Annotated in this window: 14 protein-coding genes and 1 CRISPR repeat array; of the genes, 13 read left to right on the plus strand and 1 reads right to left on the minus strand. The window is 27.8% G+C overall.

What is annotated here, in order from left to right; all coding sequences use genetic code 11:
• Positions 1-74: 74 nt before the first annotated feature.
• The 5 genes from cas9 to OC535_RS09110 all read left to right on the plus strand — a co-directional run bounded on the left by cas9 (position 75) and on the right by OC535_RS09110 (position 8,260).
• Complete coding sequence (gene cas9, locus OC535_RS09090) at positions 75-3,320, plus strand: type II CRISPR RNA-guided endonuclease Cas9 (protein WP_498823630.1); 3,246 nt, start codon at positions 75-77, stop codon at positions 3,318-3,320.
• 101 nt (positions 3,321-3,421) lie between these two features.
• Positions 3,422-4,321: a type II CRISPR-associated endonuclease Cas1 gene (cas1, locus tag OC535_RS09095; RefSeq protein WP_498823631.1), complete on the plus strand. Its 900-nt coding sequence runs from the start codon at positions 3,422-3,424 to the stop codon at positions 4,319-4,321.
• Between the two features lie 4 nt (positions 4,322-4,325).
• Positions 4,326-4,634 (plus strand): CRISPR-associated endonuclease Cas2, encoded by a 309-nt coding sequence (gene cas2, locus OC535_RS09100; RefSeq protein WP_024722635.1) that lies wholly within the window; start codon positions 4,326-4,328, stop codon positions 4,632-4,634.
• A gap of 113 nt (positions 4,635-4,747) precedes the next feature.
• Positions 4,748-5,503 carry a hypothetical protein gene (locus OC535_RS09105; protein WP_155855652.1) on the plus strand — a complete coding sequence of 252 codons (756 nt, stop codon included), beginning with the start codon at positions 4,748-4,750 and terminating at the stop codon, positions 5,501-5,503.
• Between the two features lie 48 nt (positions 5,504-5,551).
• A CRISPR array of direct repeats spans positions 5,552-5,983; the repeat unit is 36 nt; unit sequence GTTTTGTTACCATATGGAATTTTGCTAGAATAAGAC.
• Between the two features lie 639 nt (positions 5,984-6,622).
• Entirely contained in the window at positions 6,623-8,260 is a 1,638-nt protein-coding gene (locus tag OC535_RS09110) for an AAA family ATPase (protein ID WP_498823632.1), read from the plus strand.
• On the opposite strand, the gene OC535_RS09115 is transcribed toward OC535_RS09110, so the two are convergent.
• Entirely contained in the window at positions 8,261-10,186 is a 1,926-nt protein-coding gene (locus tag OC535_RS09115) for a BglG family transcription antiterminator (protein ID WP_498823705.1), read from the minus strand.
• Between the two features lie 198 nt (positions 10,187-10,384).
• Between OC535_RS09115 and OC535_RS09120 the strand changes: the two genes are divergently transcribed.
• The 8 genes from OC535_RS09120 to OC535_RS09155 all read left to right on the plus strand — a co-directional run bounded on the left by OC535_RS09120 (position 10,385) and on the right by OC535_RS09155 (position 21,722).
• Entirely contained in the window at positions 10,385-10,834 is a 450-nt protein-coding gene (locus tag OC535_RS09120; RefSeq protein WP_034595847.1) for a PTS sugar transporter subunit IIA, read from the plus strand.
• Entirely contained in the window at positions 10,835-11,152 is a 318-nt protein-coding gene (locus tag OC535_RS09125) for a PTS fructose transporter subunit IIB (RefSeq protein WP_024722608.1), read from the plus strand.
• Positions 11,153-11,249: 97 nt separating this feature from the next.
• Positions 11,250-12,350 (plus strand): PTS fructose transporter subunit IIC, encoded by a 1,101-nt coding sequence (locus OC535_RS09130; RefSeq protein ID WP_027090777.1) that lies wholly within the window; start codon positions 11,250-11,252, stop codon positions 12,348-12,350.
• 41 nt (positions 12,351-12,391) lie between these two features.
• Positions 12,392-15,118 carry a mannosylglycerate hydrolase gene (mngB, locus tag OC535_RS09135; RefSeq protein ID WP_498823633.1) on the plus strand — a complete coding sequence of 909 codons (2,727 nt, stop codon included), beginning with the start codon at positions 12,392-12,394 and terminating at the stop codon, positions 15,116-15,118.
• 241 nt (positions 15,119-15,359) lie between these two features.
• A complete protein-coding gene (locus OC535_RS09140; RefSeq protein WP_024722607.1) occupies positions 15,360-16,718 on the plus strand; it encodes a Wadjet anti-phage system protein JetA family protein in 1,359 nt (452 codons plus the stop codon).
• Positions 16,711-17,352 (plus strand): DUF4194 domain-containing protein, encoded by a 642-nt coding sequence (locus tag OC535_RS09145; protein WP_024722606.1) that lies wholly within the window; start codon positions 16,711-16,713, stop codon positions 17,350-17,352. Before OC535_RS09140 ends, OC535_RS09145 begins: the two co-directional genes overlap by 8 nt.
• Positions 17,321-20,530, plus strand: coding sequence for an ATP-binding protein (locus OC535_RS09150; protein ID WP_498823634.1), 3,210 nt, complete (start codon positions 17,321-17,323; stop codon positions 20,528-20,530). Before OC535_RS09145 ends, OC535_RS09150 begins: the two co-directional genes overlap by 32 nt.
• On the plus strand, positions 20,523-21,722 hold the full coding sequence (locus tag OC535_RS09155; protein WP_498823635.1) for a Wadjet anti-phage system protein JetD domain-containing protein: 1,200 nt from the start codon (positions 20,523-20,525) through the stop codon (positions 21,720-21,722). Before OC535_RS09150 ends, OC535_RS09155 begins: the two co-directional genes overlap by 8 nt.
• Positions 21,723-21,741 lie beyond the last annotated feature (19 nt).

Genomic DNA, 21,741 nt, shown 5'->3' on the forward strand with positions numbered 1-21,741 from the left:
AAATTTGATATTGTAGAAGATCTAATTTACAATTAGAACATATAGTTTATGTATAAAATTAAAGGAGGGTTAAAGTGGCTAAATTAGTACTAGGAATTGATATTGGAATTGCATCAGTAGGATATGGGTTGATTGATTTAGAAACAGGTGATTTTATTGATTATGGTGTGCGGTTATTTAAAGAAGCAACCGCTGAAGATAATGAAAATAGAAGAAATAAACGAGGATCTAGAAGGTTAATATCACGTAGAAAAAATAGACTATCTGATATGAAAAAATTATTAGAAGAGTTAAATATTTTTTCTAGTGATTATAAGGAATTAAATAACCCTTATGAAATTAGATGTAAAGGTCTTGAAGAAAAATTAACTAACCAAGAATTGACATGTGCCTTGATGCATATTACAAAGCATCGGGGAAGTTCTTTAGAGGTTGCTGAAGAAGAAAGTAAAAGTACTGAAAAAGGGACAAAGGCAATATTATCACAAAATTTTTTAGAATTAGAAAAAGATGAATATGTTTGTAAAGTCCAATTAAAAAGATTAAATGAGCAAGGATCATTAAGAGGCATAAAAAATAATTTTAAAACAAAGGATTATATTAAAGAGGTTGAAAAGATTTTATCAAATCAAAATATAGATGAAGATGGGATAAAAGCAATTATTTCATTGATTGGAAGACGTAGACATTTCTCTGAAGGGCCAGGTAGCAAGAAATCTCCTACACCTTATGGTCGCTTTTTCTATGATGAGTATGGACAATTACAGGAAATTGATTTAATTAAAAAAATGCGTGGTAAATGTAGTTTATATCCTGATGAATATCGGGCTCCAAAACAAAGTTTTAGTGCAGAATTATTTAATTTTTTGAATGATTTAAATAATCTTAGTATCGAAGGAGAAAAACTAACAGAAAAAGAAAAGCAAAATTTAATTAATATTGTTTTAAAAAAAGGAAATATTACAGTTAAAGGACTTGCTAAAGAATTAGGAGTATCTTTAGATAAAATCAGTGGTTTTAGGATTAATACGAAAGAGCAGCCACTTTTAACAGAATTTAAAGGATATAAAGTTTTAAAAAAGATTTTTGATAAAGCTGGAAAATCAGATTTATTGATGGAGACAACATTATTAGATGAGATTATTTTAATTTTAGTTGAAACTAAAATTATTGAAGAACGAATTGAAAGATTAAAAAATTTAAATATTAATTTGTCTGATGAGTTGTTAATTGATTTAGCTAATAATACTACAATATCTGGGTATCATTCATTATCATTTAAAGCACTCCGTGAATTAAATGAAGAAATGCTAAAAACTTCAATGAATCAAATGCAAATTATTTATCAAAATAAACTCTATCATCAAAAAATTGGTAAATATAAAGGAAGAAAAAATATAGAATGTGATGAAAACGCAATTTTATCACCAGTAGTTAAAAGAGCGCAAAGAGAAGCTTTTAAAGTGATTAATAAAATTAGAAAAGATTATGGTGAATTAGATTCTATAGTAATTGAGATGACTCGTGCAAAGAATTCAAAAGAAGAAAAAAATAATATTAAAAGAAGACAAGAGAAATTTGAGCAAGAGAATAAGGAAGTTAATAAATTGTTATTGGAAGCTAATTACGACCCTGATAAAATTAATGCTAAAACAAAAACAAAAATCAGATTATATATGCAACAAAATGGTAAAAGTGCATATTATCAAAATGATTTAGATTTATCTTTGATTATTAGAGATCCAAATGCATATGAAATAGATCATATAATTCCATTATCAATTTCTTTGGATGATTCTTTAGCAAATAAAGTTTTAGTAACTTATCTAGAAAATCAAGAAAAAGGGAATTTAACACCAATTGGAGCTTTTTTAAAAGGTAAATTTAGTAAAGGTAGTTTAGAAAAATATAAAGCATATGTATATACAAATAATCAATTTTATGGAAAGAAAAAAGATTATTTATTATATGATAAAGATATAACTAAATACAGTAATGCAAAAGAATTTATTAATCGTAATCTTGTAGATACATCATATGCATGTAGAGTTGTTTTAAATACACTTACAGATTATTTTAGAGATAATGAAATTCCAACTAAGGTCCATACGGTTAAAGGACAAGCGACAAATGCATTTAGAAAACGTATCAAACTTGATAAAGATAGAGATTTGGATTATTCACATCATGCAATAGATGCTTTGATTGTTGCATCTATAAAAAAATTAGGTTTGTTAAATACGTTATTATCAAAATATGATCTAGATGATTTGTACAATAGTGATACGGGTGAAATTATTAAAGTAGAAGACGATAAAAAGTATTTAGATCCAAAATATATTGAATATATTTCTAATCTGAAGAATGTTAAAGTTATTAAATTTTCTCATAAAGTTGATACAAAACCAAATCGTAAAATTGCTGATGATACAATCTATAGTACTAGAATCATTGAGGGAAATGAGCGATTAATAAAGAAGTATTCAGATATTTATGATCCAAAATTTAAACATTTAACTGAAGATATTTTAAATGAAAAAGATGATAAATATTTAATGAAACGACATGATTATCAAACGTTTGAAAAAATTAAGGCAATTATATTGAATCATTATAATACGTTTAAAAATGATACTAAGTATTATAGTAAGAATAAAAAAGGAGAAATTGAACTTAAAGGAAAAAATCCTTTAACAGAATATAAAGAAGAGCATGGTTTTATTACAAAATACTCTAAAAAAGGAAATGGGCCAATTGTTGTTTCAATAAAATATGATAGTGAAAATTTAGGAAATCATGTTTCTATTACAGATAATTATCAAGTTAAGCAAGATAATCAAAAAAATGTTGTATTGTTGCAATTGTCATCTTATCGTAGTGATATTTGGTTAGATAAAGGTAAATATAAAATGGTTACAGTAAGATATAGTGATATAAAATTTAATAAGGCTAAAAACAATTATTATATTGATGAAAACTGGTATAAAAAACAAAAAGAAATTAAAAAGATTAGTGATGAAGCTGTATTTATTGCTAGTTTTCACCATGATGAACTTATTGGTATTGCTAAGAAAAAAGGTAGTAAGTACATTGATCCAAGAAATGAAAACGAGCATGATGGAAATAATGTGGAAATTTTAAAATTTACAGCTACTAATAATGATAAGAAAAATATTGTAGAAGTTAAACCTATTGATTATCATTGTTCTAAGCAATTAATGCTTTCAATTGGCAAATTTGTAAAAGTGGAAAAGTATGCAACTGATGTATTAGGAAATCTTTATAAAGTTACAAATAATCACTTGAAATTAGAATTGTAGTGTGCTATCATTTCTGTAGTCATATTCTAGCAAAATTTCATATGACCTAACAAAACAAGGGTTTATCCCGGAATCGGCTCGTAAGAGCCTTTTTTTGTTATATGAGTCATAGAGTAATATATATTGAAAAAAGTGAATGTTTGAGATTATATCTTGATAATTTAAAAGTCATAATTAGTGATGATGAATTATTGATACCAGTTTCAGATATTCAGATATTAGTAATTGATAATTATAAAGCTACTTTAAGTATTCAATTAATGAATAAATTAACTGAAAATAATGTATGTGTTATTTTTTGTGGAATGGATCATCTTCCCCAAAGTTATTTGTTACCAATGAATGGTAATTTTGCGCAAAGTGGAAATATAAATAAGCAAATAGCATGGAAAGATGAAAATAAGTTGTTAGCTCACCAATTAATTATTAGAGCAAAAATTTATAATCAAATTGAAATATTAAGAAAATTAAATAAAGGTTATAATACAGTTATTAAGTTAGAACAATTTTTAAATGAAATACAATTAGGAGATGAGACAAATAGAGAGGGGTTAGCAGCAAAAATGTATTTTAGAGAATTATTTGGATCTGATTTTGTTAGAATGAATGAAGATATCATTAACGCAGGATTAAATTATGGTTATAGTATTATCAGATCTTTGATTAGTTCTATCATTTGTGCTAAAGGGTATTTGGGAAATTTTGGTATTTTTCATCGCGGAAAGCAAAATATGTTTAATCTTGCAGATGATATTATTGAAGTATTTAGACCTATAATAGATGAATATGTATATTTGAATATGAGAGATGAGATTATTTTTAAACAGAAACATCGAGAAGGTTTAATTAGAATATGTAGTGACAAAAAAATTGAAATTTGTAATCAACAGCAAACTATTGCTAATGCAATATATGTATATATAGAAGCATTGTTAAAAGTGTTAGAAACAGGTAATCCAAAAGCATTTATTTTTCCTCTACCATATTTATATGATATATAATTTTATGAGATTAATTCTTTTGTTTGATTTACCAATGATCACAAAAAATGAAATAAAAATATATAATAGATTTAGAAAGTATTTAATTAAAAATGGTTATATTATGATGCAATTTTCTGTTTATTGTAAACTTTTTGCAAATCGTGAGGCTGCTGTAAAACATATTGAAATGTTAAGAAGAACAGTTCCAAAAGAAGGGCAAATTAGACTAATGTTAGTTACTGAAAAACAATATTCTAAAATTGAAGTAATAGTTGGAGGTAAATCAAATCAAGAAAAAAAGATAAATAGTGAATCATTTATCAAATTATGAATAAAATAACTATTTGTAGAGGAAATGATAAAAATAATATAGTAATAGATAAATATAAATTTATAGTTGGGAATAACTATTTATATAGAAATAGTCTTTGTAGAGATATTAGGTTGTTTTTTACTAATATAAAGAATGAATATCGTGAAGAATTTGGGAAGGAAGTTTCAATTTATGTTAATGATAAATTAGTTAATAGAAAAAGATCAATATTATTTAATGTAAATGAAAATTTTTCTCTTTATAAAGATTTTAAAATGCAAACAAATTCTCTTGTTGCTAAATATCTTGAAATTATGATTAATAAACCAGAACTCATAGATATAATAAATACGATTAATTATCTTTTAGAGACATTATGTGAGCAAATTAATGAAATTTCTGTAATTAAAACTAATTATGATGTCATGACAGAGAAGAAATTAACAAAATTAATTGAACCCTATGTTGACATAGATGGCTATAAATGTGATGAATATGATTTATCATTTGAAGATGTCATTATTATTCAATTAAAACTTATAAACGAAATAATTAGTAATAATAAAATATATGATTATATTTTTATTATTTTAGAAATACCTTATCTTAGCCCTGAGATTTTAAATTTATTGTCATGTATGAAAAATTGTTTTTTGCTTGTATTTGTAAATAGTAAATATTTTATTGAAAATATTGATTTAGATAATATCCTGTTGTTGGAAAATATTAAAATAGATTTTGCTAATGAAGAACAAGTATGTGAAATGATTTGTAATAACTGTTATAAACCGATCTATTTATACGAGGTGAAGGAATATATGAAAGAATATTTTATTAATAATGGTAGTGATAAATGTAGCTTTATAAAAAGATTACTAAATATGTAAAAATTCATATTTATTAATTTTCAAAACTATGCTAATATTTGTTTTGAGGTTTTGTTACCATATGGAATTTTGCTAGAATAAGACCTAATACATGTATGCTATCAGTGTCACAATGTTTTGTTACCATATGGAATTTTGCTAGAATAAGACAATACAGTTCTAACATCACCTTGATATCTTGTTTTGTTACCATATGGAATTTTGCTAGAATAAGACATTAATGATGAAAGTATTACTCCGCTTACAGTTTTGTTACCATATGGAATTTTGCTAGAATAAGACTAAGCCAAGGTAATGACTACTTAGAATATAGTTTTGTTACCATATGGAATTTTGCTAGAATAAGACAAATACGAGGTGAAATAATAATGATATTAAGTTTTGTTACCATATGGAATTTTGCTAGAATAAGACAAAAAAATAAATATTTTTATTGACAAGCGGGTTTTGTTACCATATGGAATTTTGCTAGAATTATATTGTGCGTACAGTAGTTAATTTTTTATTTTCTTTTAACGTTATGATATATTTAATTCAATTTTGGAATTTTATATTTAAGAATCGATATCACATTAATTTGGATATTTTATTTATTGAATGAGAAGCGTTGCTTCTCTTTTTATGATAGGTGGAAAATATCTGTATATAGACAGATAAATAAATATGATACAATTTAATTAAGAGTACTATAGATAAACCTAGGGTTCTATGTGAGTTTAAAAACCTGTAATAGTCTATAAAATTCTAGAAGCTGTCATGATGTATGATAACATTAAACAAACTAAATACTAATTATATCTTGGTAAATGTTTAATAACAGCAATAGGAATTTGGCTGAAAGATGAAGGTTAAAATTATATTAGAAATTAGTTTGTTATAAAATTTAAAATAGTAGCAAAGCACATGTATATATGTGTATAATGTAGTTGGAGTTTTAGAGTTAAATAGTTTAAAATCAACGCTAGTTCATATATTAAAAAGATCAATAAAATGAAATCTTTATTTTTATGAGATTAAATTATTTATTTCAATTAGTTACCAATAAATATGTTATACTAATAATAATTAGTATACAAAATCTTAATATAAGATATTTTAAAGATAGGGAGATTGAATTTGATGAAAGGGTTACCGATAGGAATAGAAAATTTTAAAAAGTTAATTGATAAAAATGTATATTATGTTGATAAAAGCAAATTAATTGAAGATTTAATAAATGAAGAAGTTATTTTGTATACAAGGCCTAGAAGATTTGGTAAGACTTTAAATATGTCAATGCTTTATTACTTTTTTTCAATTAAACAAAAAGAAAATGCTTATCTTTTTGATAACTTAGAAATAAGTAAAAATATTGAAGTTATGAAACATCAAAATCAGTATCCTGTTATTTTTATTACTTTGAAGGATATGAAAAGTAAAAGATTTAATGATCAAATTGCAATATTTAGTAAGATTGTTAGAAACTTAATAAATGATAATTTAGAATTATTAAATAGTGATTACTTAGAAGAAATAGATAAAGATAATTTAGTAAAATATCAAAAAGAAACAAAAAATGAAATTGATTTACAAGATGCTTTGAATTTTATTAGCAAATGTTTAAAAAAGCATTATCATCAAAATGTAATTATTTTAATTGATGAATATGATGTTCCATTACAAAGTGCTTATATTAATGGATATTATGATGAAATGGTGGAATTTTTAAGAAATATCTTTAGCACTGCTTTAAAAACCAATGATTCTTTAGAAAGAGGAGTTTTGACAGGATGTTTACAAATAGCTAAAGAAAGTATTTTTACGGGGTTAAATAATTTTAGTGTTAGATCTATACTTAATCAATATTCAAGTGACTGTTTTGGTTTTGAACAGAATGAAATTGATGAGTTATTAAAATATTACGATCTTTATGATAAAAAAGGCTATATCAAGGAATGGTATGATGGTTATTGTTTCTATGACAAAGAAATATATAATCCTTGGAGCACATTGCTATATGTAAAAGAACTATTAGGAGATAGAAATATTGCTGCTATACCATTTTGGGCTAATACTAGCAGCAATGATATTGTGTATAAATATATCATTGAAGGGAATCAAAAACTAAAAGACGAATTTGATTTATTAATTAATGGTGAAAGTATTGAAAAAATAATCAAACCGGAGCTAACATATCGAGAAATGGATGATATTAATAATATTTATAGTTTTCTGCTATTTACAGGTTATCTTAAAATTATTAAATATGTTGATATAAATTGTTATAGATTAATGATTCCTAATAAAGAAATTAAACTAATATATACAAATGTTTTTCAAGAATGGGCCAATAAAATTCAAGAAAACTATGGTCAGAAGCTTATTGATGCCTTATTAGATAAAGATGAAAATAAAGCAAATGAGATATTAAATTATATTTTACTGCAATCAATGAGTTACCATGATGGTAAAGAAAGTTTTTATCATGGTTTTATTTTAGGATTATTAAATAATAATAATTTGTTTTCTAATATTGAAAGTGGTGATGGCAGAAGTGATATTAAGTATTTGCCGGTTAATAAAGAAAAAAGAGGTTTTATCTTGGAATTAAAAATATGCAAAAATAAAGATTTGTATGATACAGCTATAGAAGCATGTAATCAAATAATTGAAAAAAGATATCTAGAGAGTGATAAGGGTAGAGGGTATCTAAATATGCTTGGCTATGGAATAGCTTTTGATAAGAAAAGGTGTTTTATCAAAATGCTCAAAGAATAGTTAGATCATATTTTCTAATAGATTATTAATAAATGAGTCATAGTCATAGCTATGAATAATACTTTGCTGCAACTTAGTATTATTAACAATTTCAATAAAAATATCATAAAGGTGCTCAATGTCTTGTTGGTCACCTTGTTTTATTGCAAGTAAAAAGACGATTTGAACAGTATCCTGCTGATACCAGGTAAGTGGTTTGTCAATGATAGCTACTGCAACCTTAGTATCCTCAGCACATAGACGCATTGGATGGGGTAAAGCGAAAACTTCATTCATGTTTGTTTTTGCTAGATTTTCTCTTTCCATGACACAATCATAATAGTCGCTGTCAACGATATTCTGCTTTTCCATTAACTGGCACATTTGTTTTAGTAAAGCTTCTTTAGAGTCTATTTTATCTAAATGAATAAATAAATTTTTATCAAAAAATTTATTTGACTTTTTTGATTTGTTTAAAGAAATAGAAGTAATAAATTTAGAAATAGCTTCGATATCCTGATTATTCAATGCGAAATCAACGGTTATAGTTGGAATGAAAGCACTTTTTAAAGGAATCGTCGAAATAACAAAATCAATATTCATTAATTCTCTTTTCGTATAATTAATAAATTCATTATACGAAGCTTTATGAACAATCGTAATTTTATCCTTAAAGAAAACATTTAATCTCGCCTCTAACATCCTTGTTGTTGCCTGACCTGAACCACAGACTAAAATCACACTTTTATTTTGAAGACTGCCAGAGAAACAGCGTTCAATAGCAGCTCCAATATGTAATGAAATATAACCAACTTCATCATCTGTTAAAATATACGGTGGGCTGTTAAATATTTTAGATGTGCAGGTTAGTGTGATATCAAAAGCTAAGGGAAAATTGGTTTTAATTGTGTTTAATAAGGGATTGCGTTTATTTAGGGCAAACGACTTAGTATTTAAAATTGATTTAAAGTGGAAGAAGAGGTCTTTCAATAAGATTTCATCATTACGTAAATCAAAATTATAATCTAAATAAATATTATCCAATAATTCTTTAACTAAAGTTTTGATACGACTATCGTTAGCAGCTAAATCATCTAATTGACTATTAGCGACTAAGTGTGAGTATATATATTTCTTTTCACCTTCACTAATAGTAATATTAAAATTATTTTCGATTTCAGTAGAGATATCATTAATAAAACTAGCATAATTTTCATCAATTTTGATCGTATTATTAATATTGATATAGCAGTCATATTGGATTCGAGAAATCATTAAAGCAAAATGAATCACTAGATTTTTAAAATTAAAATCACTAGTTTTTATATTAGCACGTTTTAATTTATCAGAAACGATTTGTTTAAGTAGGTCAAGATCGATTCCCTCAAATAACGCATATTCATCTTTAGTAAATCCAGTAACATAATTTTGAAAATTATACGATAATACATTTTCAACTAAACACTTTCGTTTATCATCTTCATTACCAATTACTTTAACACCAATATTTGTTTTTGAAATATATTCAAGATCATATTTCAAAAAGATATTTTTTAAACTCTTGATATAGTTTTGTAAAGTATTTTTACTTACATAAATATGATCAGCTAGATCATCAAGCGTCATATATTCATCACTATATAATAATAGATTCAACAAATATTTGATTCGATCTTGAGAAGTGTCAAGTTCAAGATTACTTGTCTGTTTTATGGTATTTAAAAACTCTTGATATTTTTTTGAATCATTAATTTCAAGATAATATCCAGCTTTTCTTTTTAATTTTATTTGCGCCCCATTTTTTTCAAGAACATCATTTATTGCCTGAATATCACTGCGGATAGTACGATCAGTTATGTTTAATAGTGAAGATAATTGTTTTACGGAGACGATATTATCCTGTTTAACATAATCAAATATTTCGTTTAGTCGTTTGTATGGAAACATTATTATCACGATTCCTTCCTTATTCTGTCTATATTGTATAGATAATTGTTTGTTTATGCAAATAATTAATTTCCAATATAAAATGGAAATTTTTGGGTTTATTAAACAAATCTTTCCGCTTATAACTGGAAATGGCTTTGGTTGAAATATCACGTTTTTCCAGGTAGACTGGAGTTGTAGCAAGGAGGTATCGGTGTGATGCTTAAAGAAAATTATATATATTTAGATGTTAATGCTAAAACTAAAGAACAAATGCTGAAGTTTATTGCTGATAAAGCAATTGAAAATGACATCTGTGATAGTAGTGAGGGACTACTTGAAGATTTAAAAAAAAGAGAAACAGAGTTTCCAACAGGTTTACAAGATGGTTTTGCAATTCCTCATGCTCGCAGCAGTCATGTAAAAACAGCAGCAATCTTATATTTACGCTGTAATGAAGCATTAGAATGGGGAACGATGGATGATAAGAAAGTAAATTATTTATTTTCGTTACTCGTTCCTGAAGAAAATGAAGGAAATCTTCATTTAATGATGATATCTAAATTAGCAACTTGTTTATTAGAAGATGATTTTAAAGAAACGTTAAAATCAGTGACTGATAAAAAAGAGCTAAAAGATTATATATTAAAAAATATGGAGGTAGATTAAATGAAAATCGTAGGTATTTCAGCATGTCCAGCAGGACTAGCACATACACCTATGGCTGCTAAAGCTTTAGAAAAAGCAGGCGCAAAATTAGGGTATAATTTAAAAATGGAACAACAGGGAAGTATGGGGCAGATCAACACGATTAGTGATGAGGAAGCTAAAGAATGTGATTTTGTAATCATTGCTTCTGATCAAAAAATTATCGGGATGGAACGTTTTGAGGGAAAACCTGTAATTCGTGTTAACATTACAACATGTATCAAAGCCCCTGAAGCAGTAATAAAAAAATGTGTTAAAGCAGTTGAAAGTAAAAAATAAAAGCAATTTAACTTGGCGGAGTCAAATTGCTTACACAAGACTATAATGAGTAGTGTGCACTCTCATTATAACACAAATAAAAAGAGAGGTAAAAAAGATGAAGAAGTTTTTTAAAGATGCTAAAGGTCATTTAATGACCGGAATTGGTTATATGCTGCCGTTGATCATTGGCGCATCATTAATCGTGGCAATTCCAAAGTTGATTGGGGTTGCCATGGGAATCAATAGTTTAGATGTCTATGCTGATAAAGAGGGATTTTTACATATTTTATATTTATTAGAACAAGTAGGATGGACCGGAATTGGTTTAGTTAATACTGTTTTAGGTGGCTTTATAGCTTTTTCAATCGGTGATAAACCAGCAATCGGAGCTGGTTTGATCGGTGGGGCTTTAGCAACTAATACTAAAGCTGGATTTTTAGGAGCAGTCGTTGCAGCCTTTATTGCTGGATATGTGGTTAAATGGTGTAAAGAACATATTCATTTACCAGATTCAATGCAACAAATGATGCCTCTAGTTATTACTCCTTTTTTAGCGACTGGTGCGGTTGCAATCATTATGGGAGTTGTCTTAGCTGAGCCGCTAGCATTTATCAATGATGCTTTAGTATCTTGGTTAAAAGAGATGTGCAATAGTGGAACAAGCCAATTAGTTTTATCTTTGGTTTTAGGAGCCATGATTGCTTCAGATATGGGTGGACCAATCAATAAATCTGCATGGATGGCGGGAAATGTTTTAATGACAGAAGGAATTTATCAGCCAAATGTTTATATTAATTGTGCCATCTGTATTCCACCTTTAGCTTATGCAATTGCTACTGTAATTAAGAAAAAACGTTTTTCACCAAGTTTTCAAGAAGCTGGGAAAGGTAACTGGGTAATGGGCTTTATTGGGATTACTGAAGGAGCGATTCCTTTCACGCTTGTAAAAGCTAGTCGCTTAGTACCAATCAATATGATTGGTGGTGCCCTCGGTGCGGGAATTGCCTGCTTACTTGGTGCCACTGCCAATATTCCGCCAGTAGGTGGTATGTATGGCTTTGTTTCGATTACTAGTGGCTGGGCTTATCTTGTTGGAATTATTGTTGGGGCACTGTTTATTGCCATCGTTGCGCCAATAGTAGTTGATTTTAACGATAGTAGTGAAGAAGTGGATGAGTTATCTGAAGATGATATTGAAATAGAAATAGAAATTTAATAGGGAGATGAAAATCTTCCTATTGTTATAAAGGAGTTAGTATGAAAAGAAAAGTACATGTGATCCCACATTCACATTGGGATCGGGAATGGTATTTTACGACATCAAGATCAAAAGTATATTTGATGAAAGATTTAAAAGATGTTTTAGATACTTTAGAGACAAATGATGATTTTAAATATTTTATGCTTGATGCGCAAGGTTCATTATTAGATGATTATCTTAAATGGATGCCGCAAGATAAAAAAAGAATTGAAAAATTAGTTAAGGCTAAAAAATTAATTATTGGGCCATGGTATACGCAAACCGATCAGCTAGTAATTTCTGGTGAAAGTATCGTTAGAAATATGTATTATGGGATGAAACGCTGTGAAACTTTTGGTGGTTATATGAATGTTGGCTATGTGCCTGATTCATTTGGACAAGCTGGAAATATGCCCCAAATTTATCGTCAATTTGGAATCGAAGATACATTATTTTGGCGTGGTGTCAGTGATGATATGGTCAAACATACTGACTATAATTGGCGCGGTGATGATGGCAGTGTAGTCTTTGCAACGCAAATTCCATTTGGTTATTATATTGGGGGAAATATTCCTGAAGATGATAAAGATAGTGAAGAATTTTGGCAAAAAGAATGTTTTGAAAAAGCGGGTGGTAGAAGTGCCACGAAACATATTTACTTCCCTAATGGTTTTGATCAAGCGCCGGTGCGTAAAAATTTACCTGAACTAATTAAAGAAAGAAACCAAAAAGATCCTGATAATGAATATGTGATCAGCTGTGTTGAAGATTATATCAAGGATGTCAAAAATGAAGCTCCTGATCTAGAAGAAGTTAGTGGCGAGCTGGTAATCGCTAAACATATGCGAATTCATAAATCGATTTTTTCATCACGAAGTGATTTAAAAGTACTAAATACCCAAGTACAAAATTATGTAACAAATATTTTAGAGCCGCTATTAACATTATCGTATCATTTGGGCAACGATTATCCTCATGAGGCGGTTGGTGAAATTTGGAAATTATTATTTGAAAATGCAGCTCATGATTCAATTGGTTCTTGTATTTCAGATACGGCTAATGAAGATGTTTATATGCGCTATAAACAAGCTCGGGATATTGCTGTTAATTTAGTTGAATTACATTCACGTTTAATGGCAACTAAAATTAAAAATGAAACAAATAATACAATTACACTTACGTTATTTAATACTTTGCCTAAAAAACGTAATGATACAATCGTATTTGAAACCTATTTACCAGGTGACAAATTTGCAATTAAAGATAATTTTGGAAATCTTATTAAATATACGATTATTGAACAAACAGATTTAACCGATTATGTTTTATCACAAACGATTAGATTGAATCCTAGTAAAGAAATTTATCTGCCAGCTAAAGTTTATCGTGTTAAGATCGCTGTTGCAGCAAATGATGTCCCAGCTTTAGGATATGTTCAATATACAATTGACTTAGATGATCATTCTAATGACACTGTTTCAAAAATAGATATCATGGAAAATGAATATTATCAAATCAAAGTTAATGAAAAAGGTAGTTTAGATATCTATGATAAAATAGCTGATTTCCATTATTTAAATCAAGCGATTCTGGTAGAAAATGGTGATGATGGTGATAGTTTCAATTATTCTCCACCACGTCAGGATTTCGAAGTATATTCAACTGATAGTCGATTTACTAATAATATTATTGGTTCTAGTTTATATCAAAAAGCACTTATTAATTATGAAATGATTATTCCTGCTAATTTACAAGAGCGGGCTGAAGGAAAAGTAAGTACAAAGTTACCAGTAAGTTTAGAGGTAGGATTGAGAAAAGGCGCAAAAGTAATCGATATTAATGTTCATGTAGATAATCATGGTTTATCACATCGCTTATGCATTCTTTTTGATAGCGCTTTAACGACTAAATTTAATTATGCTGATCAACAGTTTGGATCAATTAAGCGGCCAAATGAATATGCAAAAGAAATGGCTTTGTATCTAGAAGGATTAGGAAATAAAGAAAAAATTGAAAAACCTAAAATTATCGAATTAGCCAATTGGGCCAATGATCAGTCTTCATGGCAAGAACCGCCAATTTCAATTGAACCAACTCAAAGTTACGTGAGTCTTGCTGATGAAAATAGAGGAATCACGCTTATTCCTCAGGGCGTCCGTGAATATGAAATCATTGGTGAAAGAGGAAATCAAATTAGATTAACTTTATTTAGAACATATGGTTTTATGGGGAAAGAAAATCTAGTTTATCGTCCAGGAAGAGCATCAGGAGAACGGATCATTGCTACACCGGCTGCACAATTATTAAAGGAAATGGATTTCACTCTGGGCTTTACTACTTTTTCTACAAATATCAATGATGCTAATATCGATCAGTTGGCAAAAGAATATAATACGCCAATCGAAGTTTATGAGTATGCCGATTTCTTAAATGGAAGATTGATTTTTGCACAAGAAGATGTTGAACAAACTTTATCTTCTTCAATATCATTATTTGAAACAGAGAATAAGCTTGTAATAAGTGCAATTAAAAAAAGTGAAGATGATAAGGGGTATATAATTCGTTTATTTAATGGGAAAGATCATTTAGATGTAGGTGATAAGCTATCTTTTAATTTCGATATTAAAGAAGCGTATTATACTAATTTAAAAGAGGAAAAGCTTGAAAAAATTGATATTGAAAATAATACTATTAAGATCGAGCCACTTTCTCACTGTAAATTTATTACAATATATGTCTCTTAAATTATTAACAGGTAAAAACGATAATCGTTTTTACCTGTTTGCATATATCAGACTTAGTCTGATATGGAAAATAGTCATAAAATTAAAATGCTATTTGAATACGAAAAGGGTACTTTTTAAAGATGATATGGCGATTTACTTTAATGGCATGATAAATTATTGAGATCAAACGAATGTAAAATTTTTTTAAATATGAATTATATGTTATAATAAGGTTACTTTTGTAGAAAGGATAGAGATGATGTATAATATTTTTGATATCTTACCTAATAACTTTTTTAATATTTTTATTGGCGATAATAAGCGGGTAATTTCTGATTGTTTGTTTTTAGTTTATCATTCATTTAAAAGTGATTTGTCTTTTTCGTCTACTAAAGAACAAGTTCTATCGATTTTTCAAGATTATTTTGAAAATCATGTTACCTTTTTAAAAAGTGATGAAAAGTTAGATGATTCACGTGATAAAGCTTTATATATTTTAAAAAGGTTAAAAGAATGTGGCTGGGTCAATGAGGAAACGGGCGAAAATTATGAGATATTTATTACTTTTGAAGATTATAGTATTAGAGTCTTAGAAAATCTATTTAGTCTTGATAGCAGTAGTGATAATGGTGAATATTCGGGTTTGATCTATAATATTTTTATGTCGTTCAATACTTTTGATGTTAATCGTGGCGATCTAGTTTTTGAAACAGGGTATGAAAATACAAAAGAGCTAGCTAATAAATTAAAAAACTTAAATTCTAATATAAAAAAATATATTCAAAATTTGTTGGATGAAGGGATCAAAGATGATCTCGAGGCGTTATTGAGCTCATTGTTACAAGATTATCAAACTAAGATCGTTGATCGCGCTTATTATAATCTTACTACTTATGATAATCCTTCTAAATATCGGCAGCGAATTATCAATAACATTGAAACTATTATTAGTGATGATAAGTATCTTGATATAATTGTCCGTAATATTATGGAACGTAAGGATCTTGGCTATCAGGAGGCATTAGAGCTGCTGTTGAATCAAAAGGATTATATTATTAATGCTTTTGAACATATTGAAGAAATAATGCAGGAAATCGATAGTAAAAATAATAGATTTATTGAATCAGCAATCAATCGAATTACTTTTTTATTAAACAATCAAAAAGATATTGAAGGAAAGATCAATAATATTATTAAAGCAATTGCTAGCGGTAAAGATGTAAGTGATGTGGGGAATCTATATTTAAATAGTTTTGTTTCGAGAGATTCTTTATATGTTCCTCGTAATTATACGAGTATAGTTAAATCAGAGGTAGAAAAGCCTGCAGTTCTTGATGAAGCATTAAAAGAGAAGGCTTTGAAACAAATCATTAAATCTAAAAATTATTCACATAAATATATTGAAGATAAGGTCTTGATGCTGTTAAAACAAAACGGGGATTTTTTAGGTTCTTCATTACCAATCAACAATAATGAAGATCTAGCGACTTTAGTGTTGATTTATTTATATGGTTTTACATATGGAACAAAATATGAAGTTGAACCATTAGATAATGAAGTAATAGTTAATAATTATCGCTTTAAAGATTTTAAAGTAAAGGAGAAAATGAATGGATAAATATCAGCAGGCGACAACTTTTTATAATAAATATATTCGTTTAAATGATAGTAAAAAAGAAGAGTTTTCAAGATTAACTAATAAATTATTAAGCTATAATTACATTTGTGCCAGCCGACCTCGAGATCTTGATGATTATTATAAAATTATTGCTGATTTTGAGCTTTATGCCAGCTATTTTGCCTTGATGGATTATGTGTTGGAAAATCATAATGTTGATAAAGTATTGAATTTATATAATTTACAAAATTATAATCGTTATTCTTTTAAGAAAAATGAGTCGGTTATTTTATTATTGTTACGACGCTTTTATTATCAAAAAATGCAGGAAGTATCTTTGCTTGATAATATCACAATAACTTTACAACAGCTTCATGATGCTATTAATGCAACTGGTATTTTTGATAAACGAATTAATAAAAGTGAACTTAAAGAAGTGTTTAGGGTCTTAAAAAGATATAATATTATCGATGTAACTGGTAATAGTGATGATGATAATGCAGTCATTATTATTTATCCGACTATTACGTATGTCTTACCGGTTGAACGCTTAGAACAAATCGATGATATTTTATTGGATTATCAAAAGCGAGGTGATAGTAGTGAAAAAACTAGTCAAGATGAAGTTGATTAATTGGCATTTATTTAATAATCAAACGATCGAAATCAAAAATAATGCCGTTATCACAGGGGAAAATGGGACTGGTAAATCAACTTTACTAGATGCTTTGCAGTATATATTAACAGCGGGGAAAGCTAAGTTTAATAGTGCGGCTAATGATTCGGGAAAAAGAAATATTGAAGGTTATATTCGTGGTAAATTAGGGCGTGAAGGAAAAGAGTATTTAAGAATGGGAGATGTGGTTTCGTATATTGTTTTAGAATATTTTGATGAAACGACAAAACGGAGCCAGTTATTAGGTGTTGTTCTGGAACTAAGTAAATCAAATATCAAAAAAGAGTTATTTTTTCAAGTAATCGATCAAAAAATAGCTGATGATTTATTTATTAAAGGAAATCATGTGTATAATCGTAATGAGTTTAGACGCTTTTTAACTAGTAAAAAGATTCAGGCTAATTATGTTGATAAAAAAAGTGCTGTGCCGGGGCTGTTTCGCCAAGCCTTGGGGGTATCAAAAAAATATTTTGAATTGATTCCTCGCGCATTAGCTTTTAAACCAATCAACCATGTGTATAATTTTATTTTTGACTTCCTTTTAAATGAAGATCCTGTTAAGATCGATGATCTTCGTAATAATGTAAGAGCGTATCGTAATTTAGGTAATGTTTTAAAAGATCAGCAAAATCGTTTAGCAGCTTTAGAAAAGATAGATACTTTTTATCAAAATTATCAAAAGATAGATCTTCGCTTAAAGAATCACCAAGATGCTAAAGATCATCTTTATCTGGATAGTTTGTATTATCAAAAGGAAGTAATTGAAAAAGCTATTTTAAAAAGCGAAGTAATTATCAAAGATTTAAAGCAGCTATTGATCATTGCTAAAGAGGAAAGTGAAAATCTTCAAAAAGAAGTTATTAGTTTAGAAAATATTTTAGACAGTAATGAAGGTTATCGTTTAAAGAAACAGCTTGAAAGCAATTTAAAAACGAAGCAAACGCAATTAAAACAGCTTGAAATCAAATATCATGATTATGTTGATAAATTAATTCAAGAAACAATGATTTTAAAACAACTTCGAATCAAAGAAACATTTATCAATAATGTTAATAGTAATGATTATGATAGTGAATATTTAAATGAACATCTTTTTGAAATAAAAAATGATCTAGTAAGTAAACGTAGTGATTTTAGTGAAAAGAAAATTATTTTTGAACAAGATTTAAAAAAGATACAGACTAAACAAAATGAATTAGTTGATCAACATAACCTTCTTTTAAGTAATCGCTTTTTTTATCGTAAGGAAATAACTGAGCTTATTAAAGTTTTAAAAGAACAGTTAGCTAATTATTATCAAAAGAAAATTGATGTAAAGCCACTTTGTGAATATTTAGAAATAACTGATGAATCATGGCGTAATGCCATTGAGGGATATTTAAATACCCAGCGTTTTGATATTATTATTGATCCTGAATATTTCACAAAAGCAATGCAGATATATGAACAGTATAAAAATAGTCATGGTATTTTTGGGGTCGGGATCGTCGATGTTGCTAAGCTGGATAAATATCAAGAAACCCAAGAAGACAGTTTAGCTAATTATGTTACAAGTCTTAACAGTTACGCTAAAAGATATGCTAATATGCTGTTAAATCGAGTTAAGTGTGTCGATACAGTTGAACAATTACCAATGCATAAAACGGCAATTACTAAAACTTGTATGGTTTATAATAATTATACGGTTAGAGCGCTTAATCCTAAGGTATATCAACAGCCGTATATTGGATTGGAAGCTTTGAAGATTCAAATAGGGATGATTGAAGAACAATTAAACCAAATTCAAGATGAAATCAAAGTTAAAAGTAAACAATATCATGAAATAAATCGGAATCTAAAGATCTTGAATAAATCACAAATCGATTTTTTAGTTGGTTCTACTAGTTTGATCGATGAATATCATGATTTACAAAATAATATCGATGAGATTGATAAACGTTTAAAAGAAATTATTCAAGATGATTCGATTGTTGCGATTGTCCAACAATTAGATCAAGTTAACCTAAAATACCAAAAAGCCCAAGATAACTATGATTTAAAACAGCGTAATCTTATCAATGAAAAAGCCAGCATTGATCAAAATAATAAAACAAAAAAGGAAATTGAAGCAGAATTAGAAATGCTTCCCAAGGCACCAGAAATTATTGACGAAGCAATTGCGGCAATTAAAAAAAGATATTATAAACGTTTTGGTCATAATTACGCATCGATTCAAAACAGTTTAGTTATAAAAATTCGTGAATTAGAAGGACAGTTAAATAAGGAAAATACGAATATTGAATGGGCCATGAAAGCTTTTAATCATGAATTTAAAGTTGGTTATGGCGAAACGATCGACAGTATTGATGTTTATTTGCAGCTATACTATAAATTAAGAGATATTGAAATCGTTAAACGTCAAGATGATGTGCGAAATGCAAGAAGAAAATGTGAGCAGTCATTTCAAGAGTCATTTATATCGCGATTGTATGAAAAGATCAATCAGGCGAAAAAGGATATTAAAGAATTGAACAAGGGACTTCAAAATAAAAACTTTAATGGCGATAGCTATGAATTTGAGGTCAATCCTAGCAGACGTAAAGATTATCGACGTTATTATGATATTATTGCTTCTAATCAGCAGTATAACAGTGATGATTTATTTGTAACGACTTTATCAAAAGAAAATCGAGCTGTAATGGATGAATTGTTTGATCAAATAGCTTTATTAGGTGAAGATGAAAGTGGTGAAAAGTTATTACAAAAATATACTGATTATCGTGAGTATTTAGATTATGATATTAAAATTTCACATGAAAATGGTGATTTTACTAAATTTTCTAAAGTTAATCGGGAAAAATCAGGTGGAGAAACCCAAACACCGTTTTATGTTGTTATTGCCTCAAGTTTTGAACAGTTAATCAAAAATCGTCTTAATGAAGATTCTGGCTGTGTTGTTTTATTTGATGAAGCTTTTAATAATATGGATGAAACGAGAATTCAGGCAATGATGAGATTTTATAATGAACTTAATGTGCAGATCATTTTGGCAGCACCACCAGATCGTGCTAGTACTATCATGCCTTATGTTGATACCACCCTAGCAATTATTAAATCCGGTGATAATTCTTTTGTTGAGGCTATTATTCATGAATAAATATGCAACAAAAATATTAACTAATCTTTTGGAAAAGTATGAACGCAGTGTTTTATCTAAACAAGGTTCTTGTTTAAATTTGCAGATAAAAGTTAAATTGCGAAAGCTTTTTCCAAAATATGATAACAGTGATTACTATTCGCAGCGTTTATTGATTGATGAAGCCTGTTATGATTTAAATAACTTACATCTTCTTGATATTGTTATTGATGATGAGGGAATTGATGAAATAGCACTAGTATTAGATGATAATTATATAAAAGAGGCATACCGTTTAATAAAGCGAATTTATTTAGCCGATTATCGTCTTGAAACAATTGATTGTTTAAAAGGGGTTTCATTTTCTATCGACTGGCTGGATCGTTTTAAAAATGAAATGATAAAAAAGATAGAAAACTATCAATCAGTAAGCAGGTATTTAAATATTGAAAATATTGAAGAAATCAATGATACATTTATTGTTTTACAAGCACTTGTAAAACAAAAGAAAGAAATTTCATTTCGTAAATTTTCTTTAATGGTTTTGAAAGATTCAAAACGATTAGAAAATATCAAAAGTAAGCTTGTTAATATTGTTAATGATTATTATAGTGAAAGCTTTCAAAATGAAGATGAATTGTTTGGATATTTTAATGTTATTAAAAATCCTGGTTTTATATATTTAAGTGGTCAAATCAAAATCAGTTTAAATGAACAGATTATTGATATTGGTAAACTTAATAGTCCCTTTTCTTTAACTACTGAAAATATTAAATTATTGAAAATCTTAGAAATTAGAGATGCTAATGTTTTAACGATTGAAAACCTAACTTCATTTTATGATACTGCTGTTGATAATACTTTGATAATCTATTTAGGCGGTTATCATAATGCATTAAGAAGAGAACTGTTGTTGAAAATCTATCAATTTAAAACAGATCTTAATTATTATCATTTTGGTGATATTGATGCTGGGGGATTTTATATTTATTTGCATTTAGTTGAAAGGACCAATATTCCTTTTAAAACCATTGCCATGAATATAGATATATTACAAAAGTATCAAGAATATACAAAAAGATTGACGGCTAATGATCGTAAAAGATTAATTAAATTAAAAGAACAGTTTCATGATAAAGTCATTGATTATATGTTGGAAAATGACTGTAAATTAGAGCAGGAGATCGTTGAACTGCATACTATTGATCATTGATATAAAGGTGTTCAAGATT

The sequence above is a fragment of the Clostridium sp. Marseille-Q5894 genome (assembly GCF_946902305.1).
GTDB lineage: Bacteria > Bacillota_I > Bacilli_A > Erysipelotrichales > Coprobacillaceae > Thomasclavelia.

What these genes read in the sequence shown, in the direction of transcription:
- mngB (WP_498823633.1), top strand. Translation starts at nt 12,392, where the DNA reads ATGAAAAGAAAAGTACATGTGATCCCACATTCACATTGGGATCGGGAA.
- OC535_RS09120 (WP_034595847.1), top strand. Translation starts at nt 10,385, where the DNA reads ATGCTTAAAGAAAATTATATATATTTAGATGTTAATGCTAAAACTAAA.
- OC535_RS09130 (WP_027090777.1), top strand. Translation starts at nt 11,250, where the DNA reads ATGAAGAAGTTTTTTAAAGATGCTAAAGGTCATTTAATGACCGGAATT.
- OC535_RS09110 (WP_498823632.1), top strand. Translation starts at nt 6,623, where the DNA reads ATGAAAGGGTTACCGATAGGAATAGAAAATTTTAAAAAGTTAATTGAT.
- OC535_RS09145 (WP_024722606.1), top strand. Translation starts at nt 16,711, where the DNA reads ATGGATAAATATCAGCAGGCGACAACTTTTTATAATAAATATATTCGT.
- OC535_RS09115 (WP_498823705.1), bottom strand. Translation starts at nt 10,186, where the DNA reads ATGTTTCCATACAAACGACTAAACGAAATATTTGATTATGTTAAACAG.
- cas2 (WP_024722635.1), top strand. Translation starts at nt 4,326, where the DNA reads ATGAGATTAATTCTTTTGTTTGATTTACCAATGATCACAAAAAATGAA.
- OC535_RS09155 (WP_498823635.1), top strand. Translation starts at nt 20,523, where the DNA reads ATGAATAAATATGCAACAAAAATATTAACTAATCTTTTGGAAAAGTAT.
- OC535_RS09140 (WP_024722607.1), top strand. Translation starts at nt 15,360, where the DNA reads ATGTATAATATTTTTGATATCTTACCTAATAACTTTTTTAATATTTTT.
- cas1 (WP_498823631.1), top strand. Translation starts at nt 3,422, where the DNA reads ATGAGTCATAGAGTAATATATATTGAAAAAAGTGAATGTTTGAGATTA.
- OC535_RS09125 (WP_024722608.1), top strand. Translation starts at nt 10,835, where the DNA reads ATGAAAATCGTAGGTATTTCAGCATGTCCAGCAGGACTAGCACATACA.